Raw genomic sequence first — 19,049 nt, forward strand, 5'->3', positions numbered from 1 at the left:
TGTATGTAACCGCTTTCATCACTGTGACATGACTCACGTAGTCTATCCATAACGCCTGACAGAATAGACCCAACAGGTTGAATGCCAGAGGCGCCCTTGTGAACTTTTTCTTCTGTGGTGAGTATGCATGATTACCATCCGTGATGTCGCACGTCAGGCGGGCGTTTCCATCGCTACCGTTTCCCGTGTGCTCAATAACAACAGCGCGGTCACTCAACAGACACGCGATCTAGTGCTGCAAACTGTCGAACAATTAGGGTATCGGCCTAATGCTAACGCGCAGGCACTGGCATCACAGGTCAGTGACACCATCGGCGTGGTGGTCATGGACGTGTCGGACCCGTTCTTCGGCGCGATGGTCAAAGCCGTCGATACCGTGGCGCAGCGCCTGCAAAAACATGTGCTGATAAACAACTCCTACCATCAGGAAGAAAAGGAACGGCATGCCATCGAAGTCCTGATCCGCCAGCGTTGTAACGCGCTGATCGTGCATGCCAAAGCCTTATCTGATGAGGAGCTGGCAGGATTCATGGATCAGGTCCCCGGCATGGTGCTGATCAACCGGGTGCTGCCAAACTACGCGCATCGCTGCGTCTGCCTCGATAACGTCAGCGGTGCCATGATGGCGACGCGCATGTTGTTACAACAGGGGCATCAGCGCATTGGTTATCTGCGATCCAGCCACCCGATAGAAGACGTAACGGAGCGTCTGACCGGCTGGCGACAAGCGTTACAGGAACATGGCATCGAGCCACCTGATGAGTGGATTGCCGGTGGCGAGCCCGATCTACAGGGGGGAGAAGCGGCGATGGTGGAACTGCTGGGACGCAACCAGCAGTTAACAGCCGTCTTCGCCTATAACGACGGTATGGCCGCGGGTGCCTTAATGGCACTGAAGGATAATGGCATTTCGGTACCGGAACGGTTCTCGGTGGTCGGCTTCGATGATATTCCTATTTCCCGTTACACCGACCCGCGCCTGACTACTATCCGCTACCCTATTGTTTCCATGGCGAAAATCGCCACAGAACTGGCGCTAAAAGGCGCAGCCGGGTTGCTGGACCCAACGGCCAGACACTGTTTCATGCCGACGCTGGTACGGCGGCACTCGGTGGCGGCCCGTTAAAATGTGGAAGCGGTCACTAATTCATTCAAATCATCCATGTAACCGCTTTCAATTTGTGAGTAAATTCACAGTTAATTAACATTGCGCTCTCTATGATGGGGGTGTACTGCGTAGGCCGGACGCCTTGTAACACGGTCGCCCAGTCAGTTGAATTGTTAGCGGCCGCCACGGCGAAAACGTTCACAATATCAGTTTCAGGACGCTGTTTATATTCAGGATGCATTATCAGGTCGCGCCGCCAACCGGCGAACGCCGCCTGAAACAGGGAAGTCAGGCTTTAAGCGGGCCATGCCTGCAAACTCCATCAGACCGGCGTACCCGCCACTGATGACGACTAACTGACTGCCGTACTACGTCTACCTTGCGTTGTGCGGCCGGACTGAGAACTACCCTGCATAAACCCGGAGATATCATGAATAAGAAGGTTTTCACTCTCACCGCCCTGGTTGCCAGCATGATGTTCGGAGCCTCCGCCCATGCCGCGGATACCCGTATCGGCGTCACCATCTACAAATACGACGATAACTTCATGTCGATGGTGCGTAAAGATATTGAAAAAGAAGCCAAAGCCCTGGGTGGCGTCGAACTGCTGATGAATGACTCGCAGAACGACCAATCCAAACAAAACGATCAGGTCGATGTCCTGCTGGCTAAAGGCGTGAAAGCACTGGCTATCAACCTGGTTGACCCGGCTGCCGCTGCCATTGTGGTACAGAAAGCGAAAGCGGCCGATGTACCGGTGGTGTTCTTCAACAAAGAACCGAACGCAAAAGTACTGGCCAGCTATGACAAAGCCTACTATGTCGGTACTGATTCCAAAGAATCCGGGATCATTCAGGGTCAGTTGATCGCCAAACACTGGAAAGCCAACCCATCCTGGGATCTGAACAAAGACGGCGTTATCCAGTACGCCCTGCTCAAAGGCGAACCGGGCCATCCGGATGCCGAAGCCCGTACCAAATACGTGATTGATACCCTGACCAAAGACGGCATCAAAGTCCAGCAGTTGCAGATGGATACCGCCATGTGGGATACCGCTATGGCGAAAGACAAGGTTGACGCCTGGATGTCTGGTCCTAACGCCGACAAGATTGAAGTACTGATTGCCAACAACGACGCCATGGCAATGGGTGCTGTCGAAGCGCTGAAAGCGCATAACAAGAGCAGCATTCCGGTATTCGGCGTTGACGCGCTGCCAGAAGCCCTGTCGCTGATCAAATCCGGCGCACTGGCTGGTACCGTGCTGAATGACGCCGACAACCAGGCCAAAGCCACTATCGATCTGGCGAAAAACCTGGCGCTGGGCAAACCAGCCGCTGAAGGCACTAACTTCAAAATCGAAAACAAGGTGGTTCGCGTACCTTACGTGCCGGTTGATAAAGACAACCTGGCGCAATTCACGAAGTAATCTTGTCGGGGCGCAGCAACCGCTGCGCCCTTCACTGTTTGAACGACCGGTTTTTTCAGCCAGACAGTCATGTTCAGTCTGGCAACGTTTCAGCCAGGTAATTATTTCGGCCAGGTAAAATATGACCAGTGATACTCTAACCACTCAGCGCGAATTCCTGCTGGAGATGACCAATATCAGTAAGTCGTTTCCCGGTGTAAAGGCATTGGATAATGTCAACCTGAAGGTGCGCCCCCACTCTATCCATGCCCTGATGGGAGAAAACGGCGCGGGAAAATCGACTCTACTGAAATGTCTGTTCGGCATTTATCAGAAAGATACAGGGAGCATTCAATTCCAGGGGCAGGAGATCGATTTCAAAAGCGCGAAGGAAGCGCTGGAGAACGGCGTATCCATGGTGCATCAGGAATTGAACCTGGTCTTGCAACGCTCGGTCATGGATAACATGTGGCTCGGCCGTTATCCCAAAAAAGGGTTGTTCGTCGATCAGGAAAAAATGTATCGCGACACCAAAGCCATTTTCGATGAACTAGATATCGATATCGATCCGCGCGACAAAGTGGCCTCACTGTCCGTGTCGCAGATGCAGATGATCGAGATCGCCAAAGCATTCTCCTACAATGCCAAAATCGTCATCATGGACGAGCCCACCTCGTCACTAACGGAAAAAGAGGTGAACCATCTGTTCACTATCATCCGTAAGCTGAAAGACCGGGGCTGCGGCATTGTTTATATCTCCCACAAAATGGAAGAGATCTTCCAGTTGTGCGATGAAATCACTGTCCTGCGTGACGGTCAGTGGGTCGCGACTCAGCCGCTCGAAGGCCTGAATATGGACCAGATCATCGCCATGATGGTGGGCCGTTCCCTCAATCAACGCTTCCCGGACAAAACCAACACCCCGGGTGACGTGATGCTGGAAGTACGCGGTTTGACCTCAATGCGTCAGCCGTCTATCCGCGATGTGTCGTTTGACCTGCGCCAAGGCGAGATTCTGGGGATTGCGGGTCTGGTCGGTGCCAAACGTACCGATATCGTCGAAACCCTGTTCGGTATCCGCGAAAAACTCAGCGGCACTATCAAGCTGCACGGCAAAGACATCAACAACCACAACGCTAACGAAGCGATTAATAACGGTTTCGCGTTGGTCACCGAAGAGCGCCGCTCTACCGGTATCTACGCCTATCTGGATGTCGGCTTCAACTCGCTGATTTCCAATATTCACAAATACAAAAATAGCCTCGGCCTGCTGGACAACAAACGCATGAAAAGCGATGTGCAGTGGGTGATTGATTCCATGCGGGTAAAAACCCCAGGCCACCACACCGCTATCGGCTCGCTGTCTGGCGGTAACCAGCAGAAGGTTATCATCGGACGCTGGCTGCTGACTCAGCCGGAAATCCTGATGCTCGACGAACCGACCCGCGGCATTGACGTGGGCGCGAAATTCGAGATTTATCAGCTGATTTCAGAACTGGCGAAAAAAGGCAAAGGAATCATCATCATTTCGTCTGAAATGCCAGAGCTGCTGGGCATCACCGACCGTATTCTGGTGATGAGTAATGGCCTCGTCGCAGGCATTGTCGAAACCAAGAACACCACGCAGAACGAAATTCTCCGTTTAGCGTCGTTACACCTTTAATGATGCAAGGGCTGTTACCATGAAAGCTACAACTAAAAAAAGTGCGCTCACCTGGCTGAAAGACAGTGGCATTTACGCCGTACTACTGGTATTGCTGGTGATTATTATTATCCAGGACCCCACCTTCCTCAGCCTCACCAACCTGAGTAACATTCTTACCCAGTCTTCTGTGCGCGTCATCATTGCGCTTGGCGTAGCCGGGCTTATCGTCACGCAGGGTACCGACCTGTCGGCTGGTCGCCAGGTCGGCCTCGCCGCGGTGGTGGCTGCTACGCTGTTACAGGCGATGGACAACAGCAACAAGGTGTTCCCACACCTGGAAACCATGCCGATCCCGCTGGTTATTCTGATCGTTTGTGCTATCGGTGCAGTGATTGGTCTGGTCAACGGCCTTATCATCGCCTACCTGAAAGTGACGCCGTTCATCACCACATTGGGTACGATGATCATCGTTTACGGTATCAACTCACTGTACTACGACATCGTGGGTGCATCCCCGATCGCTGGCTTTGATGACCGTTTCTCCACTTTCGCACAGGGCTTTGTGCGCTTCGGTGATTTCAAACTGTCCTACATCACGTTCTATGCAGCGATTGCGTCACTGTTCGTGTGGATTTTGTGGAATAAAACCCGTTTTGGTAAAAACATCTTCGCTATCGGCGGTAACCCGGAAGCCGCCAAAGTGTCTGGTGTGAACGTGTCGCTGAACCTGATTTGGGTGTACATGCTGTCCGGCGTGTTCTATGCCTTCGGCGGTATGCTGGAAGCAGGCCGTATCGGTAGTGCCACCAACAACCTGGGCTTTATGTACGAACTTGACGCCATCGCCGCGTGCGTGGTCGGCGGCGTGTCTTTTGCGGGTGGCGTGGGTACGGTTGCCGGTGTCGTGACCGGGGTTATCATCTTTACCCTCATCAACTACGGTCTGACTTACATCGGCGTCAGCCCTTACTGGCAGTACATTATCAAAGGCGGCATCATCATTTTCGCCGTTGCCCTGGACTCATTGAAGTACGCTCGCAAAAAATAACGCAAACCGTGCCTCACACTGTCAAACCTGCCACTTCGGTGGCAGGTTTGTTTTTGTCTATAGCCCCCCAACCAGGCTGAGAGTCCCGTTATCCAGCGTATTTATCGGGACGACGTATTTATCAGGACGATAAGATACCGCCAATCGCCGATGCTTATGCCCGGCTTTCCAACTGCCCGACAAAGACCTTATTTTGCACTCGTCCGCTGCTGCTATAAAATAACGCCTTTGTGATTTCCACACGGAATGCGGCCACTCGCCCCGCGTTAATCGTTGTGATGCTCGCTTATAGGGAAAATAGATGAAAAAACTCCTCGCTCTGATGGCTCTCGCGCTGAGTACCTGTTTGGCGCTGAGCACCGCGCAGGCCGGTAGCACGCTGGATCGGGTTAAACAAACCGGTGTTGTCCGTAACGTGTTGTTCAATGATTATCCACCATTCAGTTATCTTAATGATAACAATCAGTTGGTTGGTTTTGATGTCGATGTTGCCAACGCCGTCGCGCAAAAACTGGGGGCAAAGCTGGAACTGGCAACACCAGGCTGGGAAACCATCGTCGGTGGTAAATGGCAAGGCCGCTGGGATATGTGCATCTGTTCGATGACGCCAAACGCCGAACGTGCCAAAGTTCTGGATTTCGCTACCCCTTATTACAGCACCTTCGCTGTGCTGATCGTCCATAAAGATGAGAAAAACATCCACTCCGCCGCTGACCTGAGCAACAAGAAAGTCGGGCTGGGGTTGGGTTCCAGCTACGAGAACTACCTCAACAAAAGTCTGGTGATCCCCGGCGGCAAGCCGATTGCCTTCCCATTTGACCATGTTCAGGCGGTCCCCACCGATGAAGAGATGGCATTCCGTAATCTGGCGTTAGGCCCAGGTAAACGTCTGGATGCGGTCATTTCCGATCGCATCACAGCTAAACCTCGCCTCGAAAAACTGCCGCAACTGCGTATTCTGCAAGAGCTGTATGCTGAACCAAACTGGATTGCCGTTGATAAAGGCGACCCGGAATGGAGCAAAACACTGGCTGATACCATCACCGCACTACGTGCTGACGGTACCCTCAAAGCCATCTCCATGAAATGGTTTGGTGAAGACATCACCGGGGTCACCCCGTAATGCCGCGTTCACCCGCTAAAAAACCATCCAACATGCCACCGGCGCCTGAGCGCGCCGGATTAGGTTTTCGTTTGCGTGCGGGGCTGACCTGGCTGGTGTTGCTCAGCCTGCTGTTGTGGCTGTTTTCATTTATGGATTTGGATACCGGCCTTATCCGTCAGAAATTGCCCTCCATGCTGGGCATGCACCTGTCGCCGGATGGCTTCATTCAGGGAGCGGTGCTGAGCGTCGTCATCACCATCATATCCATGCTGTTCTGTATCCTGCTGGCGGTTATCACCGCAGCAGGCAGGCTCTCTTCCAGCGCCATCGCATTTGGTTGCGCCACGTTTTACGTTTCGCTGTTTCGCGGCACACCTCTGCTGGTGCAGGTACTGATAATCTACCTCGCACTGCCCCAGGTCGGTATTGTGATGAGCGCTTTCACCTCCGGTATTATTGCGCTATCGCTCAACTACGGCGCTTATCTGGCCGAAACCATTCGCAGCGGTGTCCTCTCGGTTCCCCGCGGTCAAAAAGAAGCGGCGATGGCCTTAGGACTGTCACGTTGGATTATTACCACCCATGTGGTGGCACCGCAGGCGCTGCGCATCATCATTCCTCCTGCCGGTTCTCAGTTCATTTCAATGATCAAAGACTCATCACTGGTGTCGCTGATGGGCTTGTGGGAGCTGAATTTTCTGGCGCAGTCTTACGGGCGCAGCACCTACCACTACATGGAAATGCTCACCACCGCTGCCGTAATTTACTGGTTGCTGTCTATCGGTCTGGAACTGCTCCAGGGCCGACTGGAGCGACGCTTCGGTCGTGGTTACGAGCATCACGACGAGAAGACCCCCTATTGATCCTCCGTTAATGCGCTCGACGTATCACAACGGCCGTCGTTAATTATCGCCCCCATTTGCAATAGCCCTGTGAAATAGCAGGGCTTTTCTTTTTTTACTTTCGTTTCTCGTCTTTTTGTTGCAAATAAAAATAATTCTTATTATTTTTTCACGCCTAATTTTTACGAGAAAAGCACATGCGTATCCTTTTTCTCCTCTTCACCATACTCAGCCTTTCCCCTCTGGTTCAGGCCAAAACCGTCACCGATATCACCGGTCGTCAGGTCATCATTCCAGATAACCCGCAACGGATCGTGCTGGGTGAAAGTCGCATGTTGTATACGCTGGCCTTGCTGGAACCGGGGAACCCGGCGCAGCGCATAGTTGGATGGCCAGGCGACCTGGCGCGTTACGATGCCCAAAGCTGGGGGCGCTACATAACGGCATTCCCTGATATCGCACGTATTCCACAGTTGGGTAACGGCAATCTCAACAGCGTTAACGCAGAGATGCTATTGCCACTGAAGCCCGACCTGGTGATCCTGCCGCGGCTGGCCAAAGGGGCCGACAACGAACAGAGCATCCAGCAAGCGTTAACGCAGGCGGGCATTCCTTACATTTATGTCGATTTGCGCATTGACCTGCTGAAAAACACCGTCCCCAGCCTGCGCCTGTTGGGTGAAGTACTGAACCAGCAGTCACGCGCCGATGCCTTTATCACGTTCTACCAGCAACATATGGATGCCATAAGAACACGGCTCGCACAGTATCAGGGGCGCAAACCGACGGTGATGTTGCATTTGCATCTTGGCCGCCGGGATACCTGCTGTACCACTGCCGTCAACGGTAATCTCGGCGAACTGCTGGCCTTTGCTGGCGGCGATAACATCGCGGCAGGCAAAGTCAAAGGGGTATACGGCGAGCTGAGCCCGGAACAGGCATTAGCCGCCAACCCCGATGTCTACATTGCCACCGGGATGGCCGGGCCAGACGGCAAACGCTTTTCTGACCTGATGCTCGGGCCGGACGTCACACCCCGTCAGGCAAGCGACAGTTTACGCACGCTACTGCTGCAAGAACCCCTGCTCTCACACCTCAGCGCCGTCGGCAACGGCCGGGCCTGGAGTATGTGGCACAACTTTTATCTCAGCCCTTATCACGTGGTGATGGTAGAAATGTTCGCCAAAGCCCTCTACCCGACGCTGTTTAGCGACATCGATCCGCAGCGCACCTTACAACAACTCTATCAACAATTTTTACCGATTGATTTTTCAGGGACCTATTGGAGTCAGTTAACACATGAATAACCGCCACTGGCAAAAAAGCTGGCCGCTGCTAGCTTTGCTGCCGTTCAGCCTTCAGGCCACCGCCGCATCAACCGATAGCACTACCCCGTCAGAGACCAAAAAGCAGGAAGATACCCTGGTAGTGAACGCCAGCACGCCTGCAACCAACACTGGGGAAACCGGCTATCAACCGCACAACGCCGTGACCGGCACCCGTACCGACAGCCGCCTGCTGGATATACCTCAGGCCGTTAACGTGGTGCCGCAGCAGGTGCTGGAGGATCAGGCGGTCAGAAACCTTGACGACGCGTTGTATAACGTCAGTGGCATCACTCAAGCCAACACGCTGGGAGGAACTCAAGACGCCGTAATGAAACGTGGTTTCGGCGATAACCGTGACGGTTCCATCCTGCGTGACGGCGTACGTTCGATTCAGGCGCGTAATGTCACCCCAACCACCGAACGGGTGGAAGTGCTCAAAGGGCCAGCGTCCATGCTGTACGGCTGGGGCGACCCTGGCGGTATGATCAACATCATCAGCAAAAAACCGGAGCTGGTGCAGAAAACCCATATCGAAGGCTGGAACAGCAGCTTTAACGGCGGCGGTGGTCAGTTGGACATCACCGGCCCAATCAGCACCTCTGGTCTGGCTTATCGCCTGATTGTCGATCACGATGAAACCGATTACTGGCGTAATTTCGGTCGCAATCGCCAGACAACCGTTGCCCCCTCACTGATGTGGTATGGTGAAAATACCACCGTGCTGGTTGCTTATGAGCACATGGAATACCTGACACCGTTTGATCGCGGGACTGTCATCGATAGCCGTACCGGCAAACCGGTTGCCACGCCGCGCGAGCGACGGTTTGATGAAACCTATAACGCCACCCGCGGCGATCAGGACACACTGACGTTCCAGATGGAAAATACGTTGAACGAGCGCTGGAAAAGCAAACTGAATTACGCCTATAGCCGCAATACCTATAACGACAATCAGGCGCGTGCCATGTCGCTTAATCCGAAAACCGGATTTCTGACACGCCGGGCTGATGCGACTCAGGATGCGCACAGTCAGTCACAAAATGTGCAACTGACGTTAAATGGCGATATCGACTGGGGCAACATCAACCACCAGTTGTTATTCGGTTTCGATCATGAAGCTGACCGTACCCATCGCGGCAATATGATTCGTAGCAAGAACAACAGCAGTTTCAATATCTATAACCCGGTATACGGCCTCTTCCCGGCATCCAACGACATTATCGCGGCTGAGAGCGACCAGAAAGAAGACGTCGATAGCACCGGCGTTTTCATGCAGGACGCCATACGGCTGGATGAACACTGGATGCTGTTAGGCGGCGTGCGCTATGACCGTTTTGACGTCATGTCGGGCAAAGGACGTCCCTTCGTGACCAATACAGACAGGTCAGACAGCCGACTGGTGCCACGCGCTGGCGTCGTGTACAACCTCACGTCTTACGCCTCGTTGTACACCAGTTATAGCGAATCCTTTAAGCCTAACTCGGCCGTCAACAAAGCAATCGGGGCGACGATGGAGCCGGAAGTCGGGCGCTCCTATGAGATCGGTGCCAAGCTGGATCTCCCCAATCGTATTACCGCCAACCTGGCGTTATTCGATATTCAAAAGCGCAACGTGATGGTGGATGAACTGCAGACCATTAATGGCATCAGCGAAACCGTTACCCGCACCGCCGGTAAGGTACGTTCACAAGGGGTAGAAGTGGATGTCGCGGGTAAACTGACCGACAGCCTGAGCCTGATTGGTGCCTACGCCTTTACCGATGCACGAGTCACCTCCGACCCGACGAATCAGGGTAATGAATTGGCTAACGTAGCGCGCCACACCGCGTCACTGTTCCTGACCAATGACTTCGGCAATCTGGGCCTTCACGCGGGTGATGATCTGCGTGCTGGCGTCGGTGCCCGCTACGTAGGCCGTCGACCGGGCGATGCCGCCAACAGCTTCTTCCTTGACGACTACACCGTGGCGGATGCCTTTATCGCCTATAGCGTGCCGCTCAACGGTTACAAGGTGAAATGGCAGTTGAACATCAAAAACCTGTTCGACAAAACCTACTACCCCTCCAGCGGCAACAGCCAATATGTGGCGATTGGCGACCCGCGTGAAGTGGTGTTGCGCGCCAGCGTCGACTTCTGATTACTGCCGCTACACATCTAACGCGTGCCGTCTCCCGGCGGCACGCCATAACGTACTTTCATCGCCCACCGATTGACCTCGCACGACAAGCTGGTTAACGTCACGCCATCCCCCTAATCAGGAGACGTTATGCCGGAGATCCATGAAGTCGTACGTCTGCGCCCGTTGGAGCGTGACGACCTCACCTTTGTTCATCAGTTGGATAATAACGCCAGCGTCATGCGCTACTGGTTTGAAGAACCTTACGAAGCGTTTGTTGAACTGAGCGACCTGTACGATAAGCACATCCACGACCAGAGCGAGCGCCGTTTCATCATTGAGCACGATGCCACCAAAGTCGGTCTGGTAGAACTGGTGGATATCAACCATATCCACCGCCGCGCCGAATTTCAGATAATCATCGACCCAACCCATCAGGGGCAAGGCTATGCCAGCGCCGCCGCCCGGCTGGCAATGGATTACGGCTTTTCAATTCTCAACCTCTACAAGCTGTACCTGATCGTAGATAAAGAGAACCAGAAAGCCATCCACATCTACACCAAGCTCGGGTTTGAAGTAGAAGGCGAATTGATTCATGAATTCTTTATCAACGGCGAATACCGCAACACCATCCGTATGTGTATCTTCCAGCATCAGTATCTGGAGAAGTACAAAAACCCCGGCAACAAAAACACTGAAGACGCGATCACACGCTGACTCATTGAGAGTCAGCGAGAGTAAAAGCGCCTGAGTTAACCTCAGGCGTGATAACGACGGAACAACGCCTTACCGCGTAACAGACGCAGCCCCAGCCAACTGCCGTACAGCGACAGCAGCAACGCCGCCACGACCGGCAACCCGCCCCACAACCACAGGTTCGGCTGCCACGGAAAATCAAACACCTTGCGTTGCAACAACCACAATGCTGCTTCCGCCCCCAGTGCTGCCGCCACACCGGCCGATAACCCCAACACCGCGAACTCCCACCACAAGGTGGCGCGTAATAAACGCTGCCCGGCCCCCAGCGTGCGATAGACAATCAACTCCTGACGCCGCTGGCGCATCCCCACCTGAATCTGTGCCAGCAATAACAGCGCGCCGCAGAACAACACCAACACCACCATCACTTCCAGCGCCAGCCCGACCTGCTGCAACACGGCACCAAGCTGCTGTAGAATCGCACCGACATCCAACACCGTCAGCGTAGGAAACTGTCGATTCAACTGGGTAATCAACGTATCGCCGCCGTCATAGCGGAAGCTGGTCAACCATGACTGCTGCTGGCTATCCAGCGTTCCTGGCGGGAAGATAAAGAAAAAGTTCGGCCGCAGGCTTTCCCAATCCACCTGCCGCAGGCTGCTGATGGTTGCCTGAAACGGCTGAGTATCACCGGTAAACGTCAGCGTATCGCCAATCTTCACCCCCAGACGTTGCGCCACGCCTTGTTCTATCGACACTTCACCCGCTTTTGGCGGCCACTGCCCTGCCACCAGCGGATTATGCCCCGGCAACTGCGCCAGCCAGGTCAGGTTCAACTCCCGGTTGACGGTTTCCCCACCGGGATCATCCTCGTGCACCAGATCGGTCGCCCTCAGCCCATTGATTTCCGTCAGGCGGGCGCGAATGATCGGGTAGAACGTTTGCGGTTTTACCTGATGCTGTGCCAGAAAATCCCTGACCTGCGGCACCTGATCCGCATTGATATTCAACACAAAGTAGTTAGGGCTACCGGGGGGTAACTGCTGTTGCCAGCGCTCCAGCAAATCACCACGCAACAGCAGCAAAAGCGACAGCAGCATAAAAGAGAGTGAAAACGCCGCCAGTTGCCCCAGCGTGACCCACGGTTGACGTAACAAGCGGTTAATTGCCAGACGCAATGACAACCTTTTCAGCGTCAGGCGACGCAACACGAGCAAGCTGCCCCAGCCAATCCCCCCCAGCAGCAGCGATAATGCCAGCATCCCGCCCAACAGCGACCATAACAACGCGCCGCCGCCAGACAACACCACCAGTAAACCGATAACCACCACTGCCACGGCGGGCAGGTAATAGCGCAACGGCCACACATTCGCGACCACATCCTGACGTAATACCCGCAGCGGCAGGGTCGCCAGCAACTGCCGATAAGGGCGAATCCCCACCAGCAAGGAGATCAGCACCAGCGTTCCCAGCGCCCAGCCCCACGGCCATAGCCCGGCAGCGGGTAATTCGCCCGGCAACACCGGTGCAAGTACCCGTATCAGCAACGCTTCAAAGCCCATTCCCAGCAGGCTGCCGCACAATGCCGATAGCATCAGTACCGATACCCACTGCCCGATAATCAGCCGACGCAACGCCTGACGCCCAGCCCCCAGCGTTTTCAGTACCGCCACCAGGTCGTAACGGCTGCGGCAATAATGCCCCATCGCCACCGCTACCGCCGCCACCGAAAGCAGTAACGTCAGCAGTGCCGACAACAGCAGGAACTGCTGGGAGCGTTGCAGCGATTTGCCCACGGCTCCCTGCGAATCCGCCATACCATACCAGCGTTGATCCGGTTTCAACTGTGGTGTGATAACGTCGCTAAAGCGGGTGAGTTGTGAGGGTGTCCCGGCAAACATATAGCGCCAGGTAATGCGTCCACCGGGCTGAATAGCGCCGGTTTTATCCACATCCGCCAGATTCATTAACACCCGTGGCGCGGTCTCGAACGGATTAAACCCCGCGTCCGGCTCTTGCAGCAATTCCCCGGCGACGGTCAAGGTGGTATCGCCGACATCCAACTTATCGCCCACCTTTATTCCCAGTAACGCCAGCAGACGTGGAGCGACCAGCACCGTGCCCGGCGACGCCCGCAGCCCGGCGGGTTGTGTCTTCAGCTCGCCATACAACGGATACTGCGTATCGGTGGCGTTAACCTGCGCCAGTTGTGCGTTGTCTCCCGCGTAGGTCATGGTCATGAACGATACTTGCCGACTCTGCGCCAGCCCTAATTGCTGCGCCTGCTGTAACCACTGTTCATCTACCGGGCGGGATGCCCGCAGCACGCGATCGCCGGCCAGAAAATCCCGACTTTGCAGGCTCAGCCCTTTCTCCATCCGATCACTGATAGCCCCTAACGCCAGCACGCAAGCCACCGACAGCGTTAACGCCAGCCAGACAATCAGCAACGACGGCGATCGCCACTCTCGCCAAAACCAACGCCAGATCATGCATCCTCCCACAATTTTCCGTCGCGCAACCGCAGACAACGCTCACAACGCGCCGCCAGCTGTTCGTCATGCGTCACTAAAATCAGCGTGGTGGCAAAGTCGCGATTAAGGGAAAACAGCAGATTAGCGATACGATCGCCCGTTTGACGGTCGAGGTTACCGGTAGGTTCATCGGCAAATAGCAACCGTGGGCGGCCACTGAACGCACGAGCCAGCGCAACGCGCTGCTGCTCGCCGCCGGAAAGCTGCGCAGGCAGGTGGTGTAATCGCGCTCCCAACCCAAGCTGCTGTAAAAGCTGCTCCGCCTGCTGACGACTATGGCGATCGCTTTCGCCACGCAGCAACGCAGGTAGCTGCACGTTCTCCAGCGCGGTCAGGGTCGGCACCAGCATAAAAGACTGAAACACAAACCCCACATTCTGCGCCCGCAGTGCAGCTCGACCTTCTTCATCCAGGCTATCGAGCCGCTGACCAAGCAGCGACACCTGCCCGCTGCTGCCGTCATCCAGTCCGGCCAGAATCCCCAACAGGGTTGATTTCCCCGAACCGGACTCGCCCACCAGCGCAATGGTCTGAGCAGGTTTGACAACCAGCTCAACTCCGGTGAGGATGGAGAGCTGATGTTCCCCCTGACCAACGTGCTTACTAAGATGATGAACTTCAAGAATGTTTTCTGCAGGCATGTCGTTATCCTTCTATTCTGGGGCCTGTTCAGTCTGCGCGCCTTCGCGACAGATACGCTATTGGTGCTGGGCGACAGCCTGAGCGCAGGCTATCGTATGGCGGCGAACCAGGCCTGGCCTGCATTACTGGATGCGACCTGGCAGTCGCGCACCCCGGCCGTCACGGTCCGGGTGGTGAACGCCAGCATCAGCGGCGACACCGCCGCACAGGGGCTGGCGCGCCTGCCGATGTTGCTACAACAACATCAGCCGCGCTGGGTATTGATTGAGCTGGGCGGCAATGACGGCCTGCGTGGGTTTCCCCCGCAAAACCTGGAGCGGGAACTCACCAGCGTCATTACACAAGTCAAAGCGGCCAACGCCCAACCGTTGCTGATGCAAATCCGCTTGCCTGCCAACTATGGACGGCGCTATACGGAATCATTCAGCGCGGTTTATCCGCGGCTTGCTACAACGTTGGGCGTTCCTCTGCTGCCGTTTTTCATGGAACAGGTTTATCTCAAGCCAGAATGGATGCAGGATGATGGCATCCATCCCAACCGTGACGCCCAGCCGTTTATCGCGCAATGGATGGCAACACAGCTTGACCCCATTATTCACCAACACTGAGTCTATTACAGACTAACAGTTAACCACGACTCTTGATATTTAAGCGTTTTCGTTAGGTAAAGTTATGCAAAAAGCGGTTTTGATTACCGGTTGCTCCAGCGGCATTGGCCTGATTGCCGCTCAATGTTTGCAACAACGCGGCTATCGCGTACTGGCGGCCTGCCGCCGTCATCAGGATGTGGCGCGCATGAATTCGCTGGGCTTTGAAGGGATCGATCTGGATCTCGACAACAGTGCCAGCGTCAGGCAAGCGGCGGATATCGTGATTGCCCTGACCGGCAACCAGCTCTACGGCTTGTTCAACAACGCCGGTTACGGGCTGTACGGACCGCTTAACACCATCTCCCGTCAGCAACTGGAACAGCAGTTTTCCAGTAATCTGTTTGGTACCCACCAGTTAACCCAACTGTTGCTGCCCGCCATGTTGCCGCACGGTGAAGGACGAATTATCCAGACCAGTTCGGTCATGGGACTCATCTCCACCCCAGGGCGAGGCGCTTACGCGGCCAGTAAATATGCGCTGGAAGCCTGGTCCGATGCATTGCGTATGGAACTACACGGCAGTGGTGTACATGTATCGTTGATCGAACCCGGCCCCATCAGTACCCGATTCACCGATAATGTGGCGCAGACACAACAGGATAAACCGGTCACTAACCCCGGTATCGCCAGCCGTTTCACGCTGCCGCCGCAAGCCGTGCTGCCGAAGTTGATTCACGCGCTGGAAAGTCCGCGCCCGAAACTACGCTATCCGGTCACGTTGCTAGCCCACGGCATTACTGTACTACGCCGCGTGCTACCGGGCTGCGTGCTTGACCACCTGCTGCGGACAAAATCCTGATTCGGGGTTGAAGTGTCGGACATCGACCCCATAATGGCTAAAAAGGCTGAGAGAGAATGACATGTTTGAACAACACGCCAACGTGATTGATATCAACGAGACCAATTTGCATCAGGTGCTGGAACAATCCATGAGCGCCCCGGTGCTGTTTTATTTCTGGTCTGATCGCAGTACTCACTGCCAGCAACTGGGCCCTGTGCTGGACAAACTGGCGGCGGAGTATGCTGGTCAGTTCATTCTGGCAAAAGTAGACTGCGATGCTGAACAACGTGTGGCGGCGCAGTTCGGTCTGCGCGCTATTCCAACGGTGTATCTGTTCAAGGACGGTCAGCCCGTGGATGGTTTTCAGGGGCCGCAGCCGGAAGACGTCATCCGTGACTTGCTGCAACGTGTCTTGCCGAAAGCCGAAGACCTCAAACTGGCGCAAGCACAGCAGTTGATTCAGGAAAACCAGTTAAAAGAAGCGGTGGTCCTGTTGAAAGACGCCTGGCAGTTGGACACCAAGCGCAGCGACATTGCACTGTTGCTGGCGGAAGTGCAGCTCCAACTCAATCGTTCCGAAGATGCGCAAGCGGTGCTGGATACCATTCCACTGCAGGATCAGGACACCCGCTATCATGGGCTGGTCGCGCAAATCGAATTGATGAAACAAGCGGCGGATACACCAGAGATTCAGCAACTCCAACAGCAACTGGCCGCGTCGCCGGATAATCAGGAACTGGCGGTACAGCTGAGTCTGCAACTGCATCAGGTCGGGCGTAACGAAGAAGCGCTGGAACTGCTGATGGGCTTACTGAAAAAAGATCTGGCGGCGGCCGATGGCAGCGCCCGCAAGACACTGATGGATATCATGGCAGCACTGGGTACTGGCGATGCGCTAGCTGCCCGCTATCGCCGTCAGTTGTACTCTTTGTTGTACTGATCCATGTTGTACTGATCCTTGTTGTACTGATCCTTCGCGAATTCCTGACGCTAACGACGGGGGCCACGGCCCCCGCCTTCGTTTTACCTAGTGGCAGATTAGCGCGTCGCCAGCACGCTTATCCAACCATGACCACCATACACCGGCCAACCGTTAAGCCAGCGGCGCAGCATATTCATCGCCAGCATCGCCACCACATCCTGATGGGTTTTGCGGCTATAGCGTCGTGCATTCACCTGAATGGTCTGGGCAAATGTCGCGTCAGGGGTATGCAACGCCAGCGTCAGCACCCCATCCTCCTCAGAACGCCCCACGTATAACGCTAATTGCGCCTGATGGCGCGCTGCCAGCGTTAGCGTCTCTCCGGCAGCATCATCCAGTGTTAATGCGCTCTTCTCCAACCGTAACTCACCGCCGGATAGCGGGACCTCCGCCTCGCGTAACTGCCAGTTGAGCAAACCGGCGGTGAAGTCTTCCGCCACCGCCAGACGCAGCCCACGCTCGCGAAGGCGTCGGGCCAATTGCGCAGGTAACCCCTCCGTGCCCTCGAAAATCATATTTTCGCCTGCGACATCACGCACCGTTTGCCACACTGTTTCCATCTCCTGACGCCGGGCTGCGGGGCCGGTGAGTTTCAGCTCGATTATCGGCATTGAGGAGCGATACCCCAGCACAACGTCCGGCGGTAACGGCAAACTGTCAAGCTGGCTGGCCAGGTCGCTTTCGGAGCGCCCAAATGTGGTCAGCCGCAGGCACAGTGGCGGTTCAGCCACCGTAAAACGCTGGCGAAGACGCGGCAGAATCTGCTGCTCCACCATCACTTTAAATTCAGAAGGCACCCCAGGGGTGAAAAACATCAGGCACCGGTTCAGTTGCATGGCGAACCCACAAGCGGTACCGACCGGGTTATCCACCAGTTCCGCACTGGCAGGCAGTTGTGCCTGTTTGCGGTTGCTATCAGCCATAACACGGCCGCGCTCAGTGAAAAAAGCCTCCATCCGGACGAGCCATTCAGGATGCTCAACCAGCGTTTCTCCGGCGGCGGTAGCGGCAGCCAGCGCACTGAGGTCATCACTGGTCGGGCCCAACCCACCATTCACAATCAGTACGTCGGCTATCTGGCTGCGCTCGGTTAACGCGGCGACCAGTTCTTCGAGCTTATCGCCCACCGTCATACGACTGGTCATTGGCACACCCTGTGAAAACAGGTAATCCGCCAGCCAGGCGGCGTTGGTATCCACAATCTGCCCGTGCAGGACTTCATCGCCGGTACATAACATCTCAACCCTAAGCATCCACGGCACTCCTTATGATGGTTTCACACCACTTTAGAAATTCGGCGCTATAAACACAATGGTGCGTTTTGCCTGATAAACGCGTTAGCAGGCAAACAGTGTCATCGGATAAAAAGACAAAAGGCGTGACTCAGCACGCCTTTGGTTTTTACATATCGACCGTTGATACACATTGATAATGGGATTAGAAATTCAGCCCTACGCCAACGTAAGCGGTATCCGCGACACGGTTATCGTTGCTGGATTCGCCAGAGGCCATATTGATATAGCGATAACCGACATCCAGCGATAACGGTCGGAACGGCTGCCAACGCACGCCACCACGGGCTTCCACATAGTGATCAACGTGGCTGGAGAACGCGTCCGGCGAGTAATACCCTTCACCGTACAGGGAGATGGAGCTGGTCATCGGCACCTGCAATCCGCCACCCAATGCAACGCCATAACCGTCTTTAAAACGATTCTGGTTCAGATAAAGCCCTTTGGCACCGACTTTAAGCGACGCATTACTCAACGCGAAGGTATAATCCACACCGGCGCTATAAACGTCATTGCTGTGTTTGTCATTATGACCCCAGCCGACGTTACCAGACAAACCTGGCATACCCAGACCGAAACCTGCGCTGGCACCGGTGTAATTTCGTCCAGCTTCCCCAGAAAGACTGATGGCATGAGCGGAAACCGTCGCCAGCAGCAAACCTCCCGCCAAAGCAATACCCCACTTTTTCATATCTATAATCCTTAATACGATTAAGAGCCTATCCCAGTAGGCGTTATTGGCGCAGCCAGTTTGGACTCGGACAGCGCGCAGAAACCGGAGCGTACACGTAGTACGTGAGGATTTCGAGCACTGCCCAAGGCCAAAATGGCCAGTGAAATAGCCCTAATGGGATAGGCTCTAGGTTAAACGC

Annotated in this window: 16 protein-coding genes; 12 read left to right on the forward strand and 4 right to left on the reverse strand. The window is 55.0% G+C overall.

Annotated elements, in window-relative coordinates:
- The first annotated feature begins 127 nt into the window (after window positions 1-127).
- From galS to speG, 9 genes are all read left to right on the forward strand, one after another.
- Complete coding sequence (gene galS / locus FGI04_RS13155) at window positions 128-1,126, forward strand: HTH-type transcriptional regulator GalS (RefSeq protein WP_342699484.1); 999 nt, start codon at window positions 128-130, stop codon at window positions 1,124-1,126.
- 412 nt (window positions 1,127-1,538) lie between these two features.
- Window positions 1,539-2,534 (forward strand): galactose/glucose ABC transporter substrate-binding protein MglB, encoded by a 996-nt coding sequence (gene mglB / locus FGI04_RS13160; RefSeq protein WP_016942010.1) that lies wholly within the window; start codon window positions 1,539-1,541, stop codon window positions 2,532-2,534.
- Window positions 2,535-2,655: 121 nt separating this feature from the next.
- The gene (mglA, locus tag FGI04_RS13165) at window positions 2,656-4,176 is read left to right on the forward strand and encodes a galactose/methyl galactoside ABC transporter ATP-binding protein MglA (RefSeq protein WP_342699483.1); all 1,521 of its coding nucleotides are present in this window, start codon (window positions 2,656-2,658) and stop codon (window positions 4,174-4,176) included.
- Window positions 4,177-4,195: 19 nt separating this feature from the next.
- Window positions 4,196-5,206: a galactose/methyl galactoside ABC transporter permease MglC gene (gene mglC / locus FGI04_RS13170; protein ID WP_342699482.1), complete on the forward strand. Its 1,011-nt coding sequence runs from the start codon at window positions 4,196-4,198 to the stop codon at window positions 5,204-5,206.
- A gap of 301 nt (window positions 5,207-5,507) precedes the next feature.
- Window positions 5,508-6,329: an ABC transporter substrate-binding protein gene (locus tag FGI04_RS13175; protein WP_248588113.1), complete on the forward strand. Its 822-nt coding sequence runs from the start codon at window positions 5,508-5,510 to the stop codon at window positions 6,327-6,329.
- Window positions 6,329-7,174, forward strand: coding sequence for an amino acid ABC transporter permease (locus FGI04_RS13180; RefSeq protein ID WP_407321052.1), 846 nt, complete (start codon window positions 6,329-6,331; stop codon window positions 7,172-7,174). The genes FGI04_RS13175 and FGI04_RS13180 overlap by 1 nt, the downstream gene beginning before the upstream one ends.
- Window positions 7,175-7,350: 176 nt before the next feature.
- Window positions 7,351-8,460 (forward strand): ABC transporter substrate-binding protein, encoded by a 1,110-nt coding sequence (locus FGI04_RS13185; protein WP_407321050.1) that lies wholly within the window; start codon window positions 7,351-7,353, stop codon window positions 8,458-8,460.
- Window positions 8,453-10,618: a TonB-dependent siderophore receptor gene (locus tag FGI04_RS13190; protein WP_342699479.1), complete on the forward strand. Its 2,166-nt coding sequence runs from the start codon at window positions 8,453-8,455 to the stop codon at window positions 10,616-10,618. The genes FGI04_RS13185 and FGI04_RS13190 overlap by 8 nt, the downstream gene beginning before the upstream one ends.
- Window positions 10,619-10,747: 129 nt before the next feature.
- Entirely contained in the window at window positions 10,748-11,314 is a 567-nt protein-coding gene (gene speG, locus FGI04_RS13195; protein WP_407336844.1) for a spermidine N1-acetyltransferase, read from the forward strand.
- 41 nt (window positions 11,315-11,355) lie between these two features.
- Here the strand turns inward: speG and ybbP are convergent, their stop codons facing one another.
- Both ybbP and ybbA read right to left on the reverse strand, forming a co-directional pair.
- Window positions 11,356-13,788 (reverse strand): putative ABC transporter permease subunit YbbP, encoded by a 2,433-nt coding sequence (gene ybbP, locus FGI04_RS13200; RefSeq protein WP_407336845.1) that lies wholly within the window; start codon window positions 13,786-13,788, stop codon window positions 11,356-11,358.
- Window positions 13,785-14,471 carry a putative ABC transporter ATP-binding protein YbbA gene (gene ybbA, locus FGI04_RS13205; RefSeq protein ID WP_019844594.1) on the reverse strand — a complete coding sequence of 229 codons (687 nt, stop codon included), beginning with the start codon at window positions 14,469-14,471 and terminating at the stop codon, window positions 13,785-13,787. Before ybbA ends, ybbP begins: the two co-directional genes overlap by 4 nt.
- Between ybbA and tesA the strand changes: the two genes are divergently transcribed.
- From tesA to FGI04_RS13220, 3 genes are all read left to right on the forward strand, one after another.
- Window positions 14,439-15,080 carry a multifunctional acyl-CoA thioesterase I/protease I/lysophospholipase L1 gene (gene tesA / locus FGI04_RS13210; RefSeq protein ID WP_152490366.1) on the forward strand — a complete coding sequence of 214 codons (642 nt, stop codon included), beginning with the start codon at window positions 14,439-14,441 and terminating at the stop codon, window positions 15,078-15,080. The genes ybbA and tesA overlap by 33 nt on opposite strands.
- 64 nt (window positions 15,081-15,144) lie before the next feature.
- Window positions 15,145-15,921 (forward strand): SDR family oxidoreductase, encoded by a 777-nt coding sequence (locus FGI04_RS13215; RefSeq protein ID WP_019844595.1) that lies wholly within the window; start codon window positions 15,145-15,147, stop codon window positions 15,919-15,921.
- A 61-nt stretch (window positions 15,922-15,982) separates the two neighbouring features.
- Complete coding sequence (locus tag FGI04_RS13220; protein WP_407336846.1) at window positions 15,983-16,843, forward strand: thioredoxin family protein; 861 nt, start codon at window positions 15,983-15,985, stop codon at window positions 16,841-16,843.
- 98 nt (window positions 16,844-16,941) lie between these two features.
- On the opposite strand, the gene FGI04_RS13225 is transcribed toward FGI04_RS13220, so the two are convergent.
- Both FGI04_RS13225 and FGI04_RS13230 read right to left on the reverse strand, forming a co-directional pair.
- Entirely contained in the window at window positions 16,942-18,138 is a 1,197-nt protein-coding gene (locus FGI04_RS13225; RefSeq protein WP_252999856.1) for a nicotinamide mononucleotide deamidase-related protein YfaY, read from the reverse strand.
- A gap of 184 nt (window positions 18,139-18,322) precedes the next feature.
- The gene (locus FGI04_RS13230; RefSeq protein WP_038903716.1) at window positions 18,323-18,868 is read right to left on the reverse strand and encodes a YfaZ family outer membrane protein; all 546 of its coding nucleotides are present in this window, start codon (window positions 18,866-18,868) and stop codon (window positions 18,323-18,325) included.
- Between the last annotated feature and the right edge of the window lie 181 nt (window positions 18,869-19,049).

It is taken from the genome of Dickeya ananatis (genome assembly GCF_019464615.1).
GTDB lineage: Bacteria > Pseudomonadota > Gammaproteobacteria > Enterobacterales > Enterobacteriaceae > Dickeya > Dickeya oryzae.